The organism is Hyphomonadaceae bacterium ML37, from assembly GCA_027627685.1.
In the GTDB taxonomy this organism is placed as follows: domain Bacteria; phylum Pseudomonadota; class Alphaproteobacteria; order Caulobacterales; family Maricaulaceae; genus Oceanicaulis.
This window is the reverse complement of the sequence record CP091241.1, coordinates 893,428-907,196: the sequence shown is the minus strand read 5'-3', so window position 1 is coordinate 907,196 and position 13,769 is coordinate 893,428. Positions and strand designations below refer to the sequence as shown.

Genomic DNA, 13,769 nt, shown 5'->3' with positions numbered 1-13,769 from the left:
TATTTCTGATAGTTAGCCAATTTCACTCTTCGAGTACTTTTCCATATTGTTTAAGTACTATAACCTGCTATGCTCCCTCTAGCGATGGAGGCAACCATGCACGAAACGAACCTAAGCACAAACCCGTTCGACTACGTTCACGTGCCCGTGCAACGCGACACATATCACGCATTCGTAGCTATGCTTGACGATAGCGAGCACGCAGTGGCAGTTATCGACCGGCTGCTACAAGACTTCTGGGCTCAGCGGTTCGAGCGTCTAGACAGCCTTGGTCACATTCAAAGCAGCGCATTCTCTCATGAAGATCTTCTGGTGCAAGAGAAAGCTTGGAGCGCCCATTTTGGCGATATTGACGAAGGATATCGTTGGGATCGGTTACTCTTAAGAAACGGCACTCAGCTAAGGTCTGTTTACAAGGGGAAGGCATATATCGCACAGGTTCGGCACTCGGAAATTTGGTACGAAGGTAAAACACTCACGCCCTCTAAGTTCGCGAACCTCGCAGCTGGAAACACGATCCGAAATGCTTGGCGAGACCTAAGCATCAAGTTTCCCGGCCAAACTTGGAAGGAGGCCAACACACTGAGGCACGACCCTCCAGCTAATGAGCCCTACAAACGCGACCATCTTGATGCGTTTGCTGACGCGATCGCAGATTTCAACGGGGTAGACAAAACTGGGGGTGCGTCAAATGACTGAGCTGACCTTGACAAAGCACGCACGTACGCGCCTTCAACAACGTGGCCTGAAGGCCAAAGACATAGAGCTTATAGCCGAGTATGGGGAAACCATTGAAAGAGGCTTGTTGATGACAGCCGAAGCGGTCGATGAGGCTCTTGCGGATTTGAGAAATAAAATCAGCAGACTTGAAAAGTTAAAGGGCCGGGTATTGATAACCGATGGTGAAATCGCAATCACAACCTACCGAGCCAATCACAAAAAAATCGGATACCTAAATGAAAGTAATACATAATGAGATCGTTCAGCGAAATTGATTTTGTAGAGCTTGAAAAGAGGCTTTACGAAGAATGTAGAAGAATGCTAGAAGACGAATCTCTGTCCAAAGCAGTTCAGTTCGGATTGAATCCGCTTTATGGGCCGCTAAAGAAAAATCCCGATCTTGCGCTGATCTCCTTTCAAGGCGGAGGCGCGGATCGGCATGTCCAAACCTCCGCGCCTAGCGAGCTGCTCTACCTCTCCGATCAGTATAAGTTTGGAACTTCGCTCCGGGCGCATATGGCAAGCGCGAAACTAAGCTCAATTCTACAAAACTCGACGGTAGCCCACGCGGCAGTTTTTCCCCAGGCCCCAACCAGTGAGGCTTCTAAGTGGATTAACCCCAGAGACCCAGACAGAAAGAGGTGGGTCGAGTTTTCAAGCCACTGGAACGAGGTGCTTTTGCGCGCCCAGTCCCCAAAAGCTCTGATATTCTTCGGCGAAAAGGCGTCGAACGCGTTCGGTATGCAATGGAAGGACATCGAACGCAACCATGGTCAGGGCCACATGACATTTGCGCGCGCAACTTGGAATGATATCCCAGCGTTTTTCTGTCACCATCTATCGATCAGCTGTCCTGCAGCAGAAGCGGTTCGTTGCTTTCAGCGAGTAGGAGAGGCGCTGCGCTGAAGTAGAGCGTCATCCTGTGGAAGGATAATCGGGTGCACACCTCCCGGATAACCGCAGGATGACCGGGGACAGACACCCGAAACCCGGGACACACCCCTATTCCTCCCGCAGAGAACCGGTGCGCATATCCACGCCCGGCAGATCGGCCTGCGCCCCCGCTCTCGCAGACAGTGATCGCCCACACACGCCCCGCCCTGAATCACCCGCCCCGCCGCTCCCCCCACCCCCCACCCGATTGCAATTGCGCCACGAACACGGTCTATCTCAAGCCAACCGATCCGCCGCCCCGGAGGCCCATGCCGTGACCGCTCCCCAGACCCCCGCCCAGAACCTGATCGAATCCCGCCTGGCCGATCTGGGGATCACCCTGCCCGCGCCCGTGGCGCCGGTGGCCAATTACGTGCCCTTTGTGCGTTCGGGCGCGCTGGTCCACATTTCCGGCCAGATATCGCTGGGCCCGGACGGGCTGGTGGCCGGGCGCCTGGGCGCAGGGATGGAGCTGGAGGCCGGCCAGGCCGCGGCGCGCCTGTGCGCCATCAATCTCATCGCCCAGTTCAAGGCGGCCTGCGGCGGCGACCTCACCAAGGTGGCGCGCATCGTGAAGCTGGGCGGGTTCGTCAATGCGGACCCCGCCTTCACCGACATTCCCAAAGTGATCAACGGCGCCTCGGACCTGATGGTGGCGGTGTTCGGCGAGGCCGGGCGCCACGCCCGCTCGGCGGTGGGGGTGGCGGTGCTGCCGCTGGGCGCCGCGGTGGAGGTGGACGCGGTGATTGAGATCGGGTGAGATGGTTTTGACGCGGCGCAGCATGTTGCAGTGCAGCGTCAGCCCGCCGCGGCCACCGCGCGCCTCGCTCCTCCCGGGTCGCGGCGCTATATCCCCGGGTTCATCCTCATCCGACCTCCGGCGGCCCGCGATATGACCTCCCTGCGCCTCTCCCTCGCCGAAACCTTGCGCGCCGCGCCCGAGCGGACGTGGGACGCCCTGTCATGTACCGTTCAGCCCGAGTCATGTCCCCCTCAACCCGATTCACGTCACCAGGAAGGGGTGGTTTCGTCACCCAAAAGGGGGACAAGCCCCTTCACCAGCTGGGCCTTTCTGGACGCGCTGGAAACGAGCGGAAGCGTCGGCGCAGGGACCGGCTGGGCGCCCCGCCACCTGCTGGCGCACGATGCGGACGGCGCGCTGGTGGGCGCTATGCCGATGTATCTAAAAGAACATTCCTACGGCGAATATGTCTTCGACCATGCCTGGGCCGATGCGCTGGAGCGAGCGGGCGGGAGTTATTACCCCAAGCTGGTCACCGCCATTCCCTTTACCCCCGCCACCGGCCAGCGCATCCTAACCCATTGTCCTGAAACCCGTAATACTCTCATCGAGGGCGGTATCGCCGCGGCCCGCCAGCTGGGCGCGTCGAGCTGGCATGTCCTGTTTCCCGACGAGACGGATCGTCAGGCCCTTGACTCTCAAGGGCTTCTCGCCCGGCACGACATCCAGTTCATCTTCACCAGCGAGGGCTACCGCGATTATGCCGACTTCCTCGACGCCCTGGCATCACGCAAACGCAAGGCCCTGCGCAAAGAGCGCGAAATCGCCCAAGCCAATGTCAACATTGAACTTTTGACCGGATCGGACATTACCGAAGCCCATTGGGACGTGTTCTTCGCCTGCTATCTCGACACCGGCGCGCGCAAATGGGGCCAGCCCTATCTCAACCGGGAATTCTTCTCGCTTATCGGCCAGAGCATGGCGGATAAAATCCTGCTGGTGATGGCGTCCCGCGACGGCCGGTATATCGCCAGCGCGTTGAATTTTATCGGGTCTGACACGCTCTATGGCCGCTATTGGGGGGCGCTGGATTCCCATGACAGCCTGCATTTCGAGCTCTGCTATCATCAGGCCATCGAGTACGCGCTGTCCCACGGCCTCACCCGCGTCGAAGCCGGCGCCCAGGGCGCCCACAAGCTCGCCCGCGGCTACCGCCCGCACCTGGTGCATTCAGCCCATCATATTGAACATGAAGGCCTTCGCGCCGCCGTCGCCCGCTATCTCGCCTCCGAACGCCCCGCCATGATCCGCGAATGCGAGGCGATGGACGCCGAGTCGCCGTTCAAGACCGCGCCCTGACTTGGCGCATCACCTCGATTTTGCTTATGATTTGCGCTCCTCGAGCGAGACCGGAGACCCGCCATGAGCCTGCACGGGACCTATGACGACCAGAATATTTTCGCGAAGATCCTGCGCGGCGACGCCCCTTCGGTCAAAGTGTTTGAGGACAAGCAAGTTATTGCAATCATGGATGTTTTTCCCCAAAGCGAGGGGCATGTGCTGGTCATCCCGAAGGCGCGGGCGCGCAATCTGCTCGACCTTCCCGCCGAGGCCGCGTCCGCCGCCATGGAGCGCGTCCAGCAGGTGGCCCGGGCGGTGGAGGCGGCGCTGAAACCCGACGGCGTCATGGTCGCCCAGTTCAGCGGCGCGGCGGCGGGTCAGACCGTATTTCACGTGCATTTTCATGTCATTCCGCGCTGGGCCGACCGCCAGATCGCAGGCCATGGCCAGGCCGGTCAGGCAGATGTGAAGGCGCTCGAAGCGCTGGCCGAACGGATAAGGGCAAAACTCTGAGGCCTCGTTTCAGGCGTCCGGCGCCACCGTGAAACACGCCTCGCCGCGCGCCTGCAGCCGGGCGCAGGCCGCCCGGGCGATGTCTGCGTCCAGCCCCGCAAACCGGGCGCGCCACAGCCGGGTCTCGCCGCGCAACAAGGGCTCCGGGGCGTGATGCGCCTGCGCCACCAGATCGCTGATCCCCAATGCTGACACGGTTTCCAGCCGCGCCCGCGCCGCCGCTTCAGAGCCATAGGCGCCAACCTGAATGGACCAGCCCCGCGGCAGCGCCAGCGCAGGCTCTGCGGCGCGCGCCGGCTCGGCCAGCTCGTCCACATCGGCCAAAGTCACCCGCACGGGCGGGGCGGCGCCAGCGGAGCCCTGGGCGGTCTGGGCGGGCATGTCTGCCAGCTCGGCGGTCAGAATTTCCTGTTCGCGTATGGGGTTGAGGCGCGGCGCCTCCAATGTCGCGAGCAACCGGCCCTGATCGCGCGCGTCCAGCGTGATGAAAGCTGCGTCGATCAGCTCTCTGGCATGGGCGTCGCGCACCGCAGGCGAAGCCCCGCCCATGATAATGGCCACCAGCTGGCGCCCGTCGCGCTGCGCCGTCAGCGCCACATTGAATCCTGACGCGCGGATATAGCCGGTCTTCAGTCCGTCCACGCCCGGCATGGTGTTGACCAGCGTGTTGTGGCTGTTGATGGTTCGGCCGTTCCAGACAAAGCGCGTCTCGGAGAAATAGGCGTAGCGCTCAGGAAAATCGCGGCGCAGGGCATACGCAAGACGCGCCATGTCGCGCGCCGTCGTGCGCTGCAGCGGATCGGGCAGGCCCGAGGCATTGCGGAAGGTGGTGGAGGTGAGGCCCAGACGGCGGGCGCGCTCGGTCATGGCCTGCGCAAAGGCGGTTTCTGTGCCGCCCAGATGCTCGGCGACCACGACGGCGACATCATTGGCGCTGGCGATGATCAGCGCCCGCACGGCATCTTCCACCGCGATGGTGGCGCCTTCAGCCAGCCCCAGCCTCGAGGCCGGACGCGACGCGGCTTCCGCCGACACAACCAGCTCGTCGCTCAGCGAAACCCGCCCGTCACGCTCGGCTTCAAACAGAATGTAGAGCGTCATCATCTTGGTCAGCGAGGCGGGAAAGCGCATGGCGTCGGCCCTGCGCGCATGCAGCACCTCGCCGCTTTCCATGTCGGCCACGAAGGCCGCGTAGCGTTCCGACTGCGCCGCAGCCCCCGCGCTGGCGAACGCCAGCACGGCGAGAACCGAAGCCATCCATCGAATGAGTGCGTGCGCCATAGCCTGACACACTGGCGCCGAGCTGTTGCCGGGCCGTTAACCGCATGACGCACTTCGGCTTTTGTGCAGCGCAACATTTTTCTTGACTTGCGTCGCCGGTTTTGAGAGATTTGCTGCACTTGCGAAGGGCGGATCCGCCCCGAGCGAGATAAAATGAGGACGCCATGACGACCGAGACCGGAACAATGAGCACGACCATCGACCAGACGACGGGCGGCAACGCCGATGCGTCCGGATATGTCGCGCCCGATACGGCCGCCGTCCAGCTGTCCCCCAAGACCGAGGCCCGCCCCGCGACCGCACGGACATCATCCGGCAAAGCTGCGCGTGCGCCCTCGCCTCCCCGCAAAATGACAGGAGTCATCACCATGGCCGCCGCCGCCAAAAAAGATCCCGCCAAGGAAGCCTTCGAAACCGTCACCGCCGCGTCGAACGACGCAATCAAGGACGGCTTTGAAAAGTCCGTGAACGCGCTGAACGAGTTCACTGCGTTCCAGAAAGACACCGTTGACGCCATGATCGCGTCGGCCACCACCACCGCCAAGTCGATCGAAGAGATCAACACCGCCGCGGTCGCCTACGCCAAGAAGTCGATGGAAGACTCCGCCGCTGCGGCCAAAACCATGGCCAGCGCCAAGTCCGTCCAGGAGCTCATCGAGGTCCAGGCCGACTACGCCAAGTCGGCGATGGAGGCCTATCTGGCCGAAATCACCCGCCAGTCCGAGCTGATGTCGGGCCTGGTCAAGCAATCGTTCAAGCCGCTCAACGACCGCGCCGCCGCGGCTGTCGAGCTGATGCAGTCGCAGCGCTAGACGCGACGCTACCCCATCGGCGCGCGCGGCTTGCCGGGCGCGCCCACGGATCCTCCCTGACTGGTCCGGCGCCCCAAAGCGCCGGACTTTTTTTATCTCCAACCGGGCGCTGCAATCCACGCGGCTGGCTGAGACAGGGGCTTCCCACGCGGCCATGGATGCCTATCTAATCAGGGTATGGAAACTGTGTCAGCGCTGACCCGAGGCCCGTGGGCATGACTGAACGGCGCAAGGATGACGAGGACGCCGGACGCGGCGCAGGCGTCGCGCTCGAAACGCGCACGCGCACTAAGCGCCCGTCAATGTACAAGGTCCTGCTGTTAAACGACGATTACACCCCGATGGAGTTCGTCGTGGGCGTTCTGATGACGATTTTTCACAAGAACGCTGAGGAAGCGACTCGCATCATGCTCCATGTGCACCAACATGGAGTGGGGGTCTGCGGCGTGTTTACGTTTGAAGTGGCCGAGACCAAAGTAGCCCAGGTGATGGACGCCGCACGGCGCTCGCAGCACCCTCTGCAGTGCACCATGGAAAAGGATTAGGCGCTTGCCCTCATTTTCATCCGCCCTTGAGCACAGCCTCACCCGCGCCCTGGCCGCCGCCAAGGAGCGCAAGCACGAGTACGCCACGCTCGAGCACTTGCTGCTGATCCTGTGCGAGGATGAGGACGCGGCCGCCGTCATGCGCGCCTGCGACGTGGATGTGGATGAGCTGCGCGAGACCCTTCTCGATTATGTCGAGCGCGAGCTGGCGAGCCTGGTGATCGAGACCGGCGAGGACGCCAAGCCGACGGCCGGTTTCCAGCGCGTGATCCAGCGCGCCGTGATCCATGTGCAGAATTCCGGCCGTGACGAGGTGACCGGCGCCAATGTCCTGGTCGCCCTGTTCGCCGAGCGCGAAAGCCATGCGGCCTATTTCCTGGCCGAGCGCGACATGACCCGGTACGACGCGGTCAACTTCATCTCCCATGGCATTGCCAAGCGCCCCGGCGCCAGCGAGGCGCTCCCGGCCCGCGGCGCGGACGATGAAGACGAGGACGAAGCCGCGCCCGCCGCGGCCGACGACAAGGACAAGGATGATGCGCTGGCGGCGTATTGCGTCGATCTCAACGCCAAGGCCCGCGCCGGCGATGTGGACCCGCTGATCGGGCGCGACCACGAGGTGGAGCGCTGCATCCAGGTGCTGTGCCGCCGCCGCAAGAACAACCCGCTTCTGGTGGGCGATCCGGGCGTGGGCAAAACCGCCATCGCCGAAGGCTTGGCCCGCAAGATCATCGAGCACGATGTGCCTGATGTGCTGGAAAAAGCCGTCATCTATTCGCTCGACATGGGCACACTGCTGGCGGGCACGCGCTATCGCGGCGACTTCGAAGAGCGCGTCAAGCAGGTGGTCAAGGCGCTGGAGCAACGCCCCCACGCCATCCTGTTCATCGACGAGATTCACACCGTCATCGGCGCCGGCGCCACGTCGGGCGGCGCGATGGACGCGTCCAACCTTTTGAAGCCGGCGCTGCAGTCAGGCTCCCTGCGCTGCATGGGCTCGACCACTTACAAGGAATACCGCCAGCACTTCGAGAAAGACCGCGCGCTCGCCCGCCGCTTCCAGAAGATTGATGTGGTCGAACCGTCCGTGGCCGATTCCATCAAGATCCTGCAGGGCCTGCGCCCGTATTTCGAGGATTTCCACGATATCCGCTTCACCAATGAAGCGCTGAAAACCGCCGTGGAGCTGTCCGACCGCTATATCGGCGACCGCAAGCTGCCCGACAAAGCCATCGACGTGATCGACGAGGCCGGGGCCTCAATGCGCCTGCTGCCGCAGTCCCGCCGGAAGAAGACCATCGGGGTCAAGGACGTGGAAGCCGTGGTCGCCAAGATCGCGCGCATCCCGGCCAAGTCGGTGTCGAAATCCGACGAGACGGTCCTCAAGGACCTCGACGCCACGCTCAAGCGGGTGGTGTTCGGTCAGGACGAGGCTATCGCCAAGCTGGCCAGCGCCATCAAGCTGGCGCGCGCCGGCCTTCGCGAACCGCACAAGCCCATCGGCTGCTATCTGTTCTCCGGACCCACGGGCGTAGGCAAGACCGAGGTGGCCCGCCAGCTCGCCTCCTCGCTGGGAGTGGAGCTGCTGCGCTTTGACATGAGCGAATACATGGAGCGCCACACGGTGAGCCGCCTGCTCGGCGCGCCTCCGGGCTATGTCGGCTATGACCAGGGCGGCCAGCTGACCGACGCGGTGGACCAGCACCCCCATTCGGTGCTGCTGCTCGACGAGATCGAGAAGGCCCACCCGGACATTTTTAACATCCTCCTGCAGGTGATGGATAACGGCCAGCTGACAGACGCCAACGGCAAGAAGATCGACTGCCGCAACATCATCCTGATCATGACCACCAATGCCGGCGCGTCGGATGCGGCCAAGGAATCCATCGGCTTCGGGCGCGGCAAGCGCGAGGGCGAGGACACGGCGGCCATCGAACGCCTGTTCACGCCGGAATTCCGCAACCGCCTCGACGCCACCATCGCCTTCTCCGGCCTGAAGCCCGAAGTGGTCGGCCGCGTCGTGGAGAAATTCGTGCTCCAGCTGGAAGCCCAGCTGGCCGAGCGCGGCGTCACGTTCGAGCTGTCTGAGGCCGCCACGCTCTGGCTGGCGCGCAAGGGCTATGACGAGAATTTCGGCGCCCGTCCGCTGGGCCGCGTCATCCAGGAGCACATCAAGAAGCCCCTGGCTGACGAGATCCTGTTCGGTCAGCTGAAAAAGGGCGGCGTGGTCAAGGTCGATATCGACCCGGCCGACGCCGAGCGCCTCGACTTCGAGATTATCCCCGCCGACAGGCTGAAGGCCGCGAAGCCGAAGAAGACGCCGAAGAAAGCGCCCGAGCAGGCGCCGGTGGAGTAGGGTCTGCGGGCAGACCCCGTCACCCCGGCTGCGCCTCCAGCCGTCGCGGGCGGACGCCGCGCGCCTGCATCACGGCGTCATAGGCCGCATTGATGACCGCCATCTTGTCCACCGCGATGCGCTGCAGCTCCGCCGGGGCGCCTCGCGCCATCAGGCGGTCAGGATGGTTTTGCGAGGCGATGGCGCGGTAGGCGGTCTTCACCTCTGCGTCGCTGGCGGCGCGGCTCACGCCCAAGATCACGTAGGGGTCATCATGGGGCGCGGCGATATGGGTGTATTTGATCCGTTCGAAGCCGTGGGCGTCAAAGCCGAAAATCTCCGCCACGGCTTCGAGATACGCCTCCTCCTGTGCGGTCACGCGCCCGTCGGCCTTGGCGATGTGGAACAATCCGTCCAGCACATCCTCCAGCACCGCCGGGTGATGCTGGAAGCGGCGGGCGAGGCGTCTTGCATAGCCGTCAAAGCCCAGCGTGGTCTGCTTGGCCAGATCGAACGCGCGCGCCAGCGGCGCCTCGAAGCCCGGCGGCGCACGGAACACCTGGGCGAAGGCGGCCACCTCCTCGCGGCTGACCTCGCCATCGGCCTTGGCCATCTTGGCGCCCAGCCCGATCAGCGCCATGGCGAACTCGGCATCATCTACGCGCCGGCCCGGCGGGCAGTCCTCCTCCGCGCAGTCGAACGGGTCTTGCGATCCGGTCAGAAGGGCGGCGAGCTTGCGCCAGAATTCCATGGCGGGTCCGTGGGGTCTTTAAAGAGGCGCCACCCGATGCGTCCGGTGTGCGCGGCCATCCTGATTGACGCCCGGATGGGGTCGCGTCAAGCCGCTCAGGGACCGTGGGCGCCCCGTGAGCGCCTCGTGAGCGACCTTGCGGGACTGCGCATGCTATGCTGCATAACTCCTCCCCCCAATAGACGCAGGAGATGCGCGTGACCAAGGCTCTGGAGATCTGGATCGACCGGGGCGGCACGTTCACCGACATTCTCGCCCGCCACGGCGATGGCCGTCTGGAGGCCTTCAAACTTCTGTCCCAGTCGCCCGCCTATGAGGACGCCGCCAGCGCGGGTGTGCGCCGCGCGCTAGGTCTGGCCCCAGATGCGCCCATCCCGGCCGGCGCGCTGTCGGCAGTGAAGATGGGCACCACGGTGGCCACCAACGCCCTGCTGGAGCTCAAGGGCGCGCGCACGCTGTTTCTGGTGACCGAGGGCTTTGAAGATGCGCTGACCATCGCCGACCAGACCCGGCCGGACATTTTCGCCCTGCGCATTGACCGCCCCGCCCCGCTGGCGGCGCGCGTGTGTGGTCTTTCTGGGCGCATGACGCCCAATGGCCAGATCGCCGATGAACCGGACGAGGCCGCCGCCCGCACGGCTCTGGAAGAGGCCCGCGCTGACGGGTTCCAGTCCGTGGCCATCGCGCTCATCAATTCATATGCGAACGACCAGCAGGAGCAACGCCTCGCGGAGCTCGCCCGCGAGGCCGGTTTTGAGCATGTGACGCTGTCCAGCGCCGCCAGCCCGCTCATCCGCCTCATCCCGCGCGCCTCCACCGCCGTGATCGACGCCTATCTCCAGCCCGTTTTGCAGGATTATGTGGCGCGCGTGGCCAAAGGCCTCGACGGCGCGCCGCTCTATTTCATGCAGTCGGGCGGTGGTCTTTCGGATGCGAATATGTTTGCGGCGCGCAACGCCGTCCTGTCCGGCCCGGCCGGCGGGGTGGTGGGCATGGCGGTGACGGCCAAGGCCGCCGGGTTCGACAAGGTCATCGGGTTTGACATGGGCGGCACCTCCACCGACGTGTCGCGCCATGATGGCGGCGATTACGCCCGCACCGACCTCGCCCGCCTGGATGGCCGCGTCCTGCGCGCGCCCATGCTGGCGGTGCACACCGTGGCGGCGGGCGGCGGATCGATCCTGAGCTTTGACGGCGAGCGCGCCCGTGTCGGTCCGCACAGCGCCGGGGCGGATCCGGGACCGGCCTGCTATGGCCGCGGGGGACCGGCGGCGGTGACCGACGCCAATCTGGTGCTCGGCCGCATCCAGCCGGACTGGTTCCCGCGCGTGTTCGGCCCCGATCAGGATCAGGGCCTGGACGCGGACGCCGCCCGCGCCGCCCTCTCCAAACTCGCTGACGCCATGGGCCTGGCCAGTCCCGAAGCGGCTGCGGAAGGTTTCCTGGCAGTGGCCGTGGAAGCGATGGCCGGCGCGATCCGCCAGATCACCACCGCCGAGGGCGTGGACCCGCGTGGCTATGCCCTCAACGCGTTCGGCGGCGCCGGGGGGCAGCATGCCTGTCTGGTCGCAGATGCGCTTGGGATGACCACGGCGCTGATCCACCTGCAGGCGGGTCTGTTGTCCGCCTATGGCATCGGGCTCGCGCCCATCCGGGCCTTGCACGAGGCGGGGCTGGAGCGGGCGTTCGACGCGGCGGGCCTCAAGGCCGCGAGGGGCTTGCTGGATACGCTGTCGGATCAGGCGCGCGCCAGCGTCGCCGATCAGGGGGGCGACAACATTCGTATGCGAACTGAATTGCGCCTGCGGGCCGCCGGGTCCGACACCGCGATCCCGGTTCCAGCCGGTGACGAGGACGATATCCGCGCCGCCTTTGGCGAGGCGCACCGGCGCCTGTTCGGTTTTGCGCCGGAGGCTGACGCCGCGCTGATCCTGGAATCGGCCGCCGCCGCAGCGGAAGGCGCACCGCCGGGCGCCGACGCGGTGGCGGCAGAGCTGGCGCAGGCTGACGGCCCGCTGGTGCAGGCAGGCGAGGCGGATGTCTATCATGGCGGGCGCTGGCAGGCGGCGCCGGTGCATCGCCTCTCTGACATCGCGCCCGGCCACGCCATCACCGGCCCCGCCCTGATCGTGGACGATCACCAGACCATTATGGTCGATCCCGGCTGGAGCGCGGCGCGCAGTTCAGACGGCATGCTGGTCCTCACGCGGCAAGCGGACGCTGCGGCCCGGCCCGGTGATGACACGACGCAAGCCGACCCGGTGACGCTGGAACTCTTCAACCGGCGCTTCATGGCGGTGGCCGAGCAGATGGGCGCCGTGCTCGAACGCACGGCCCATTCTGTGAACATCAAGGAACGCCTGGATTTCTCCTGCGCGGTGTTCGACGCAGACGGCGCCCTGGTGGCCAACGCGCCGCACATGCCGGTGCATCTGGGCTCCATGTCGGCCAGCGTGCGTGCGGCGCTGGACGCCCATCCCGATCTCGGCCCCCGGGACGCCATCGCCCTCAACGCGCCGTGGAATGGCGGCACGCATCTGCCCGATATCACCGTCATCCAGCCGGTTTGCGATGAGGACGGGACGCGCCTGTTCTTCGTGGCCGCGCGCGGCCATCACGCCGATGTGGGCGGGATCGCGCCGGGCTCCATGCCGCCCTTCTCCCGCTCGATCGAGGAAGAAGGCGTGGTGCTGGACGCCGTGCGGATCCTGAAAGACGGAAAGTTTGACGCCAGCGGCGTGCGCGCGGCGCTTGGCGCAGGACAGTATCCCGCGCGCAATCCCGACCAGAATATCGCTGATCTCAAGGCCCAGCTCGCCGCCTGCGCCGCCGGTGGGCGGGCGCTCACTGACATGGTCGCGCGCGAGGGTCTGGCCAAGGTGCGCGCCTATATGGGCCATGTGCAGGACAATGCCGAACGCGCCGTACGCCGGGTGATCGGCGCGCTGGAAGATGGTCAGGCGCAGATGCACATGGATGGCGGCGGCGTGATCCGTGTCGCCATCCGCGTTGACCGGGCGGCGCGCGAGGCGGTGATCGATTTCACCGGCACCAGCGCCCAGCTGAGCGATAATTTCAACGCCCCCAGCGCCGTGGCCCGCGCCGCCGTGCTCTATGTGCTGCGCTGCCTCGTACAGGACGTGATCCCGCTCAATGAAGGCTGCCTGAAACCCATCAAGCTGATCATCCCCGAGGGCAGCCTGATCGCGCCGCAGCCGCCGGCCGCCGTCGTTGCGGGCAATGTGGAGACCAGCCAGTTGATCGTGGACGCCCTCTTCGCCGCCACGGGGCGCCTGGCGCCCAGCCAGGGCACCATGAACAATCTCACCTTCGGCGATGACCGGCGCCAGTATTATGAGACGATCTGCGGCGGCGCCGGGGCGGGCGTGCTGAGCGATGGCCAAGGGTTTGACGGCGCGTCGGGCGTCCACACCCACATGACCAATTCACGCATGACCGACCCGGAAGTGCTGGAATTGCGCTATCCCGTGCGCATCCTGGCCCACCGCCTGCGCCCCGGCTCGGGCGGCGCGGGACGCTGGCGCGGCGGCGACGGCACGCTGCGCCGTATCCAGTTCCTGGAACCCATGGAGGCCGCGCTCCTGTCCGGCAGGCGCACCATCGCACCGCCAGGCCTCAAGGGCGGCGACCCGGCCCTGCCCGGCGCCCAGCGCCTGATCCGCCAAAGCGGAGCGGTGGAGACCCTGCCGGCCCTGTTCCGCGTCGACGTGGAAGCGGGCGATATTCTGGAGATCGAAACCCCCGGCGGGGGCGGGTGGGGCGAGCCGGAATAGGA

At 65.1% G+C, this 13,769-nt stretch carries 12 protein-coding genes; 10 read left to right on the top strand and 2 right to left on the bottom strand.

Annotated elements, in window-relative coordinates; all coding sequences use genetic code 11:
* Positions 1 to 96 precede the first annotated feature (96 nt).
* From L2D01_04490 to L2D01_04465, 6 genes are all read left to right on the top strand, one after another.
* Positions 97 to 699, top strand: a complete 603-nt coding sequence (locus tag L2D01_04490; GenBank protein WBQ11045.1) for a hypothetical protein — start codon at positions 97 to 99, stop codon at positions 697 to 699.
* A complete protein-coding gene (locus tag L2D01_04485; GenBank protein WBQ11044.1) occupies positions 692 to 973 on the top strand; it encodes a DUF4258 domain-containing protein in 282 nt (93 codons plus the stop codon). Before L2D01_04490 ends, L2D01_04485 begins: the two co-directional genes overlap by 8 nt.
* Positions 973 to 1,626, top strand: a complete 654-nt coding sequence (locus tag L2D01_04480; protein ID WBQ11043.1) for a hypothetical protein — start codon at positions 973 to 975, stop codon at positions 1,624 to 1,626. Before L2D01_04485 ends, L2D01_04480 begins: the two co-directional genes overlap by 1 nt.
* Positions 1,627 to 1,927: 301 nt before the next feature.
* Positions 1,928 to 2,413, top strand: coding sequence for a RidA family protein (locus L2D01_04475; protein ID WBQ11042.1), 486 nt, complete (start codon positions 1,928 to 1,930; stop codon positions 2,411 to 2,413).
* Positions 2,414 to 2,545: 132 nt separating this feature from the next.
* On the top strand, positions 2,546 to 3,754 hold the full coding sequence (locus L2D01_04470) for a GNAT family N-acetyltransferase (GenBank protein WBQ11041.1): 1,209 nt from the start codon (positions 2,546 to 2,548) through the stop codon (positions 3,752 to 3,754).
* A gap of 63 nt (positions 3,755 to 3,817) precedes the next feature.
* Positions 3,818 to 4,249: an HIT family protein gene (locus tag L2D01_04465; protein ID WBQ11040.1), complete on the top strand. Its 432-nt coding sequence runs from the start codon at positions 3,818 to 3,820 to the stop codon at positions 4,247 to 4,249.
* A 9-nt stretch (positions 4,250 to 4,258) separates the two neighbouring features.
* On the opposite strand, the gene L2D01_04460 is transcribed toward L2D01_04465, so the two are convergent.
* Entirely contained in the window at positions 4,259 to 5,530 is a 1,272-nt protein-coding gene (locus L2D01_04460) for a D-alanyl-D-alanine carboxypeptidase (GenBank protein ID WBQ11039.1), read from the bottom strand.
* Positions 5,531 to 5,694: 164 nt separating this feature from the next.
* Between L2D01_04460 and phaP the strand changes: the two genes are divergently transcribed.
* The 3 genes from phaP (at position 5,695) to clpA (ending at position 9,243) form a co-directional block, all read left to right on the top strand.
* On the top strand, positions 5,695 to 6,342 hold the full coding sequence (gene phaP / locus L2D01_04455; protein ID WBQ11038.1) for a TIGR01841 family phasin: 648 nt from the start codon (positions 5,695 to 5,697) through the stop codon (positions 6,340 to 6,342).
* A 215-nt stretch (positions 6,343 to 6,557) separates the two neighbouring features.
* Entirely contained in the window at positions 6,558 to 6,887 is a 330-nt protein-coding gene (gene clpS, locus L2D01_04450; GenBank protein ID WBQ11037.1) for an ATP-dependent Clp protease adapter ClpS, read from the top strand.
* Between the two features lie 4 nt (positions 6,888 to 6,891).
* Positions 6,892 to 9,243, top strand: coding sequence for an ATP-dependent Clp protease ATP-binding subunit ClpA (clpA, locus tag L2D01_04445; protein WBQ11036.1), 2,352 nt, complete (start codon positions 6,892 to 6,894; stop codon positions 9,241 to 9,243).
* 19 nt (positions 9,244 to 9,262) lie between these two features.
* On the opposite strand, the gene L2D01_04440 is transcribed toward clpA, so the two are convergent.
* Positions 9,263 to 9,973: a molecular chaperone DjiA gene (locus tag L2D01_04440; GenBank protein ID WBQ11035.1), complete on the bottom strand. Its 711-nt coding sequence runs from the start codon at positions 9,971 to 9,973 to the stop codon at positions 9,263 to 9,265.
* 197 nt (positions 9,974 to 10,170) lie between these two features.
* Here L2D01_04440 and L2D01_04435 point away from each other — a divergent pair, with 197 nt between their 5' ends.
* On the top strand, positions 10,171 to 13,767 hold the full coding sequence (locus L2D01_04435; protein ID WBQ11034.1) for a hydantoinase B/oxoprolinase family protein: 3,597 nt from the start codon (positions 10,171 to 10,173) through the stop codon (positions 13,765 to 13,767).
* Positions 13,768 to 13,769 lie beyond the last annotated feature (2 nt).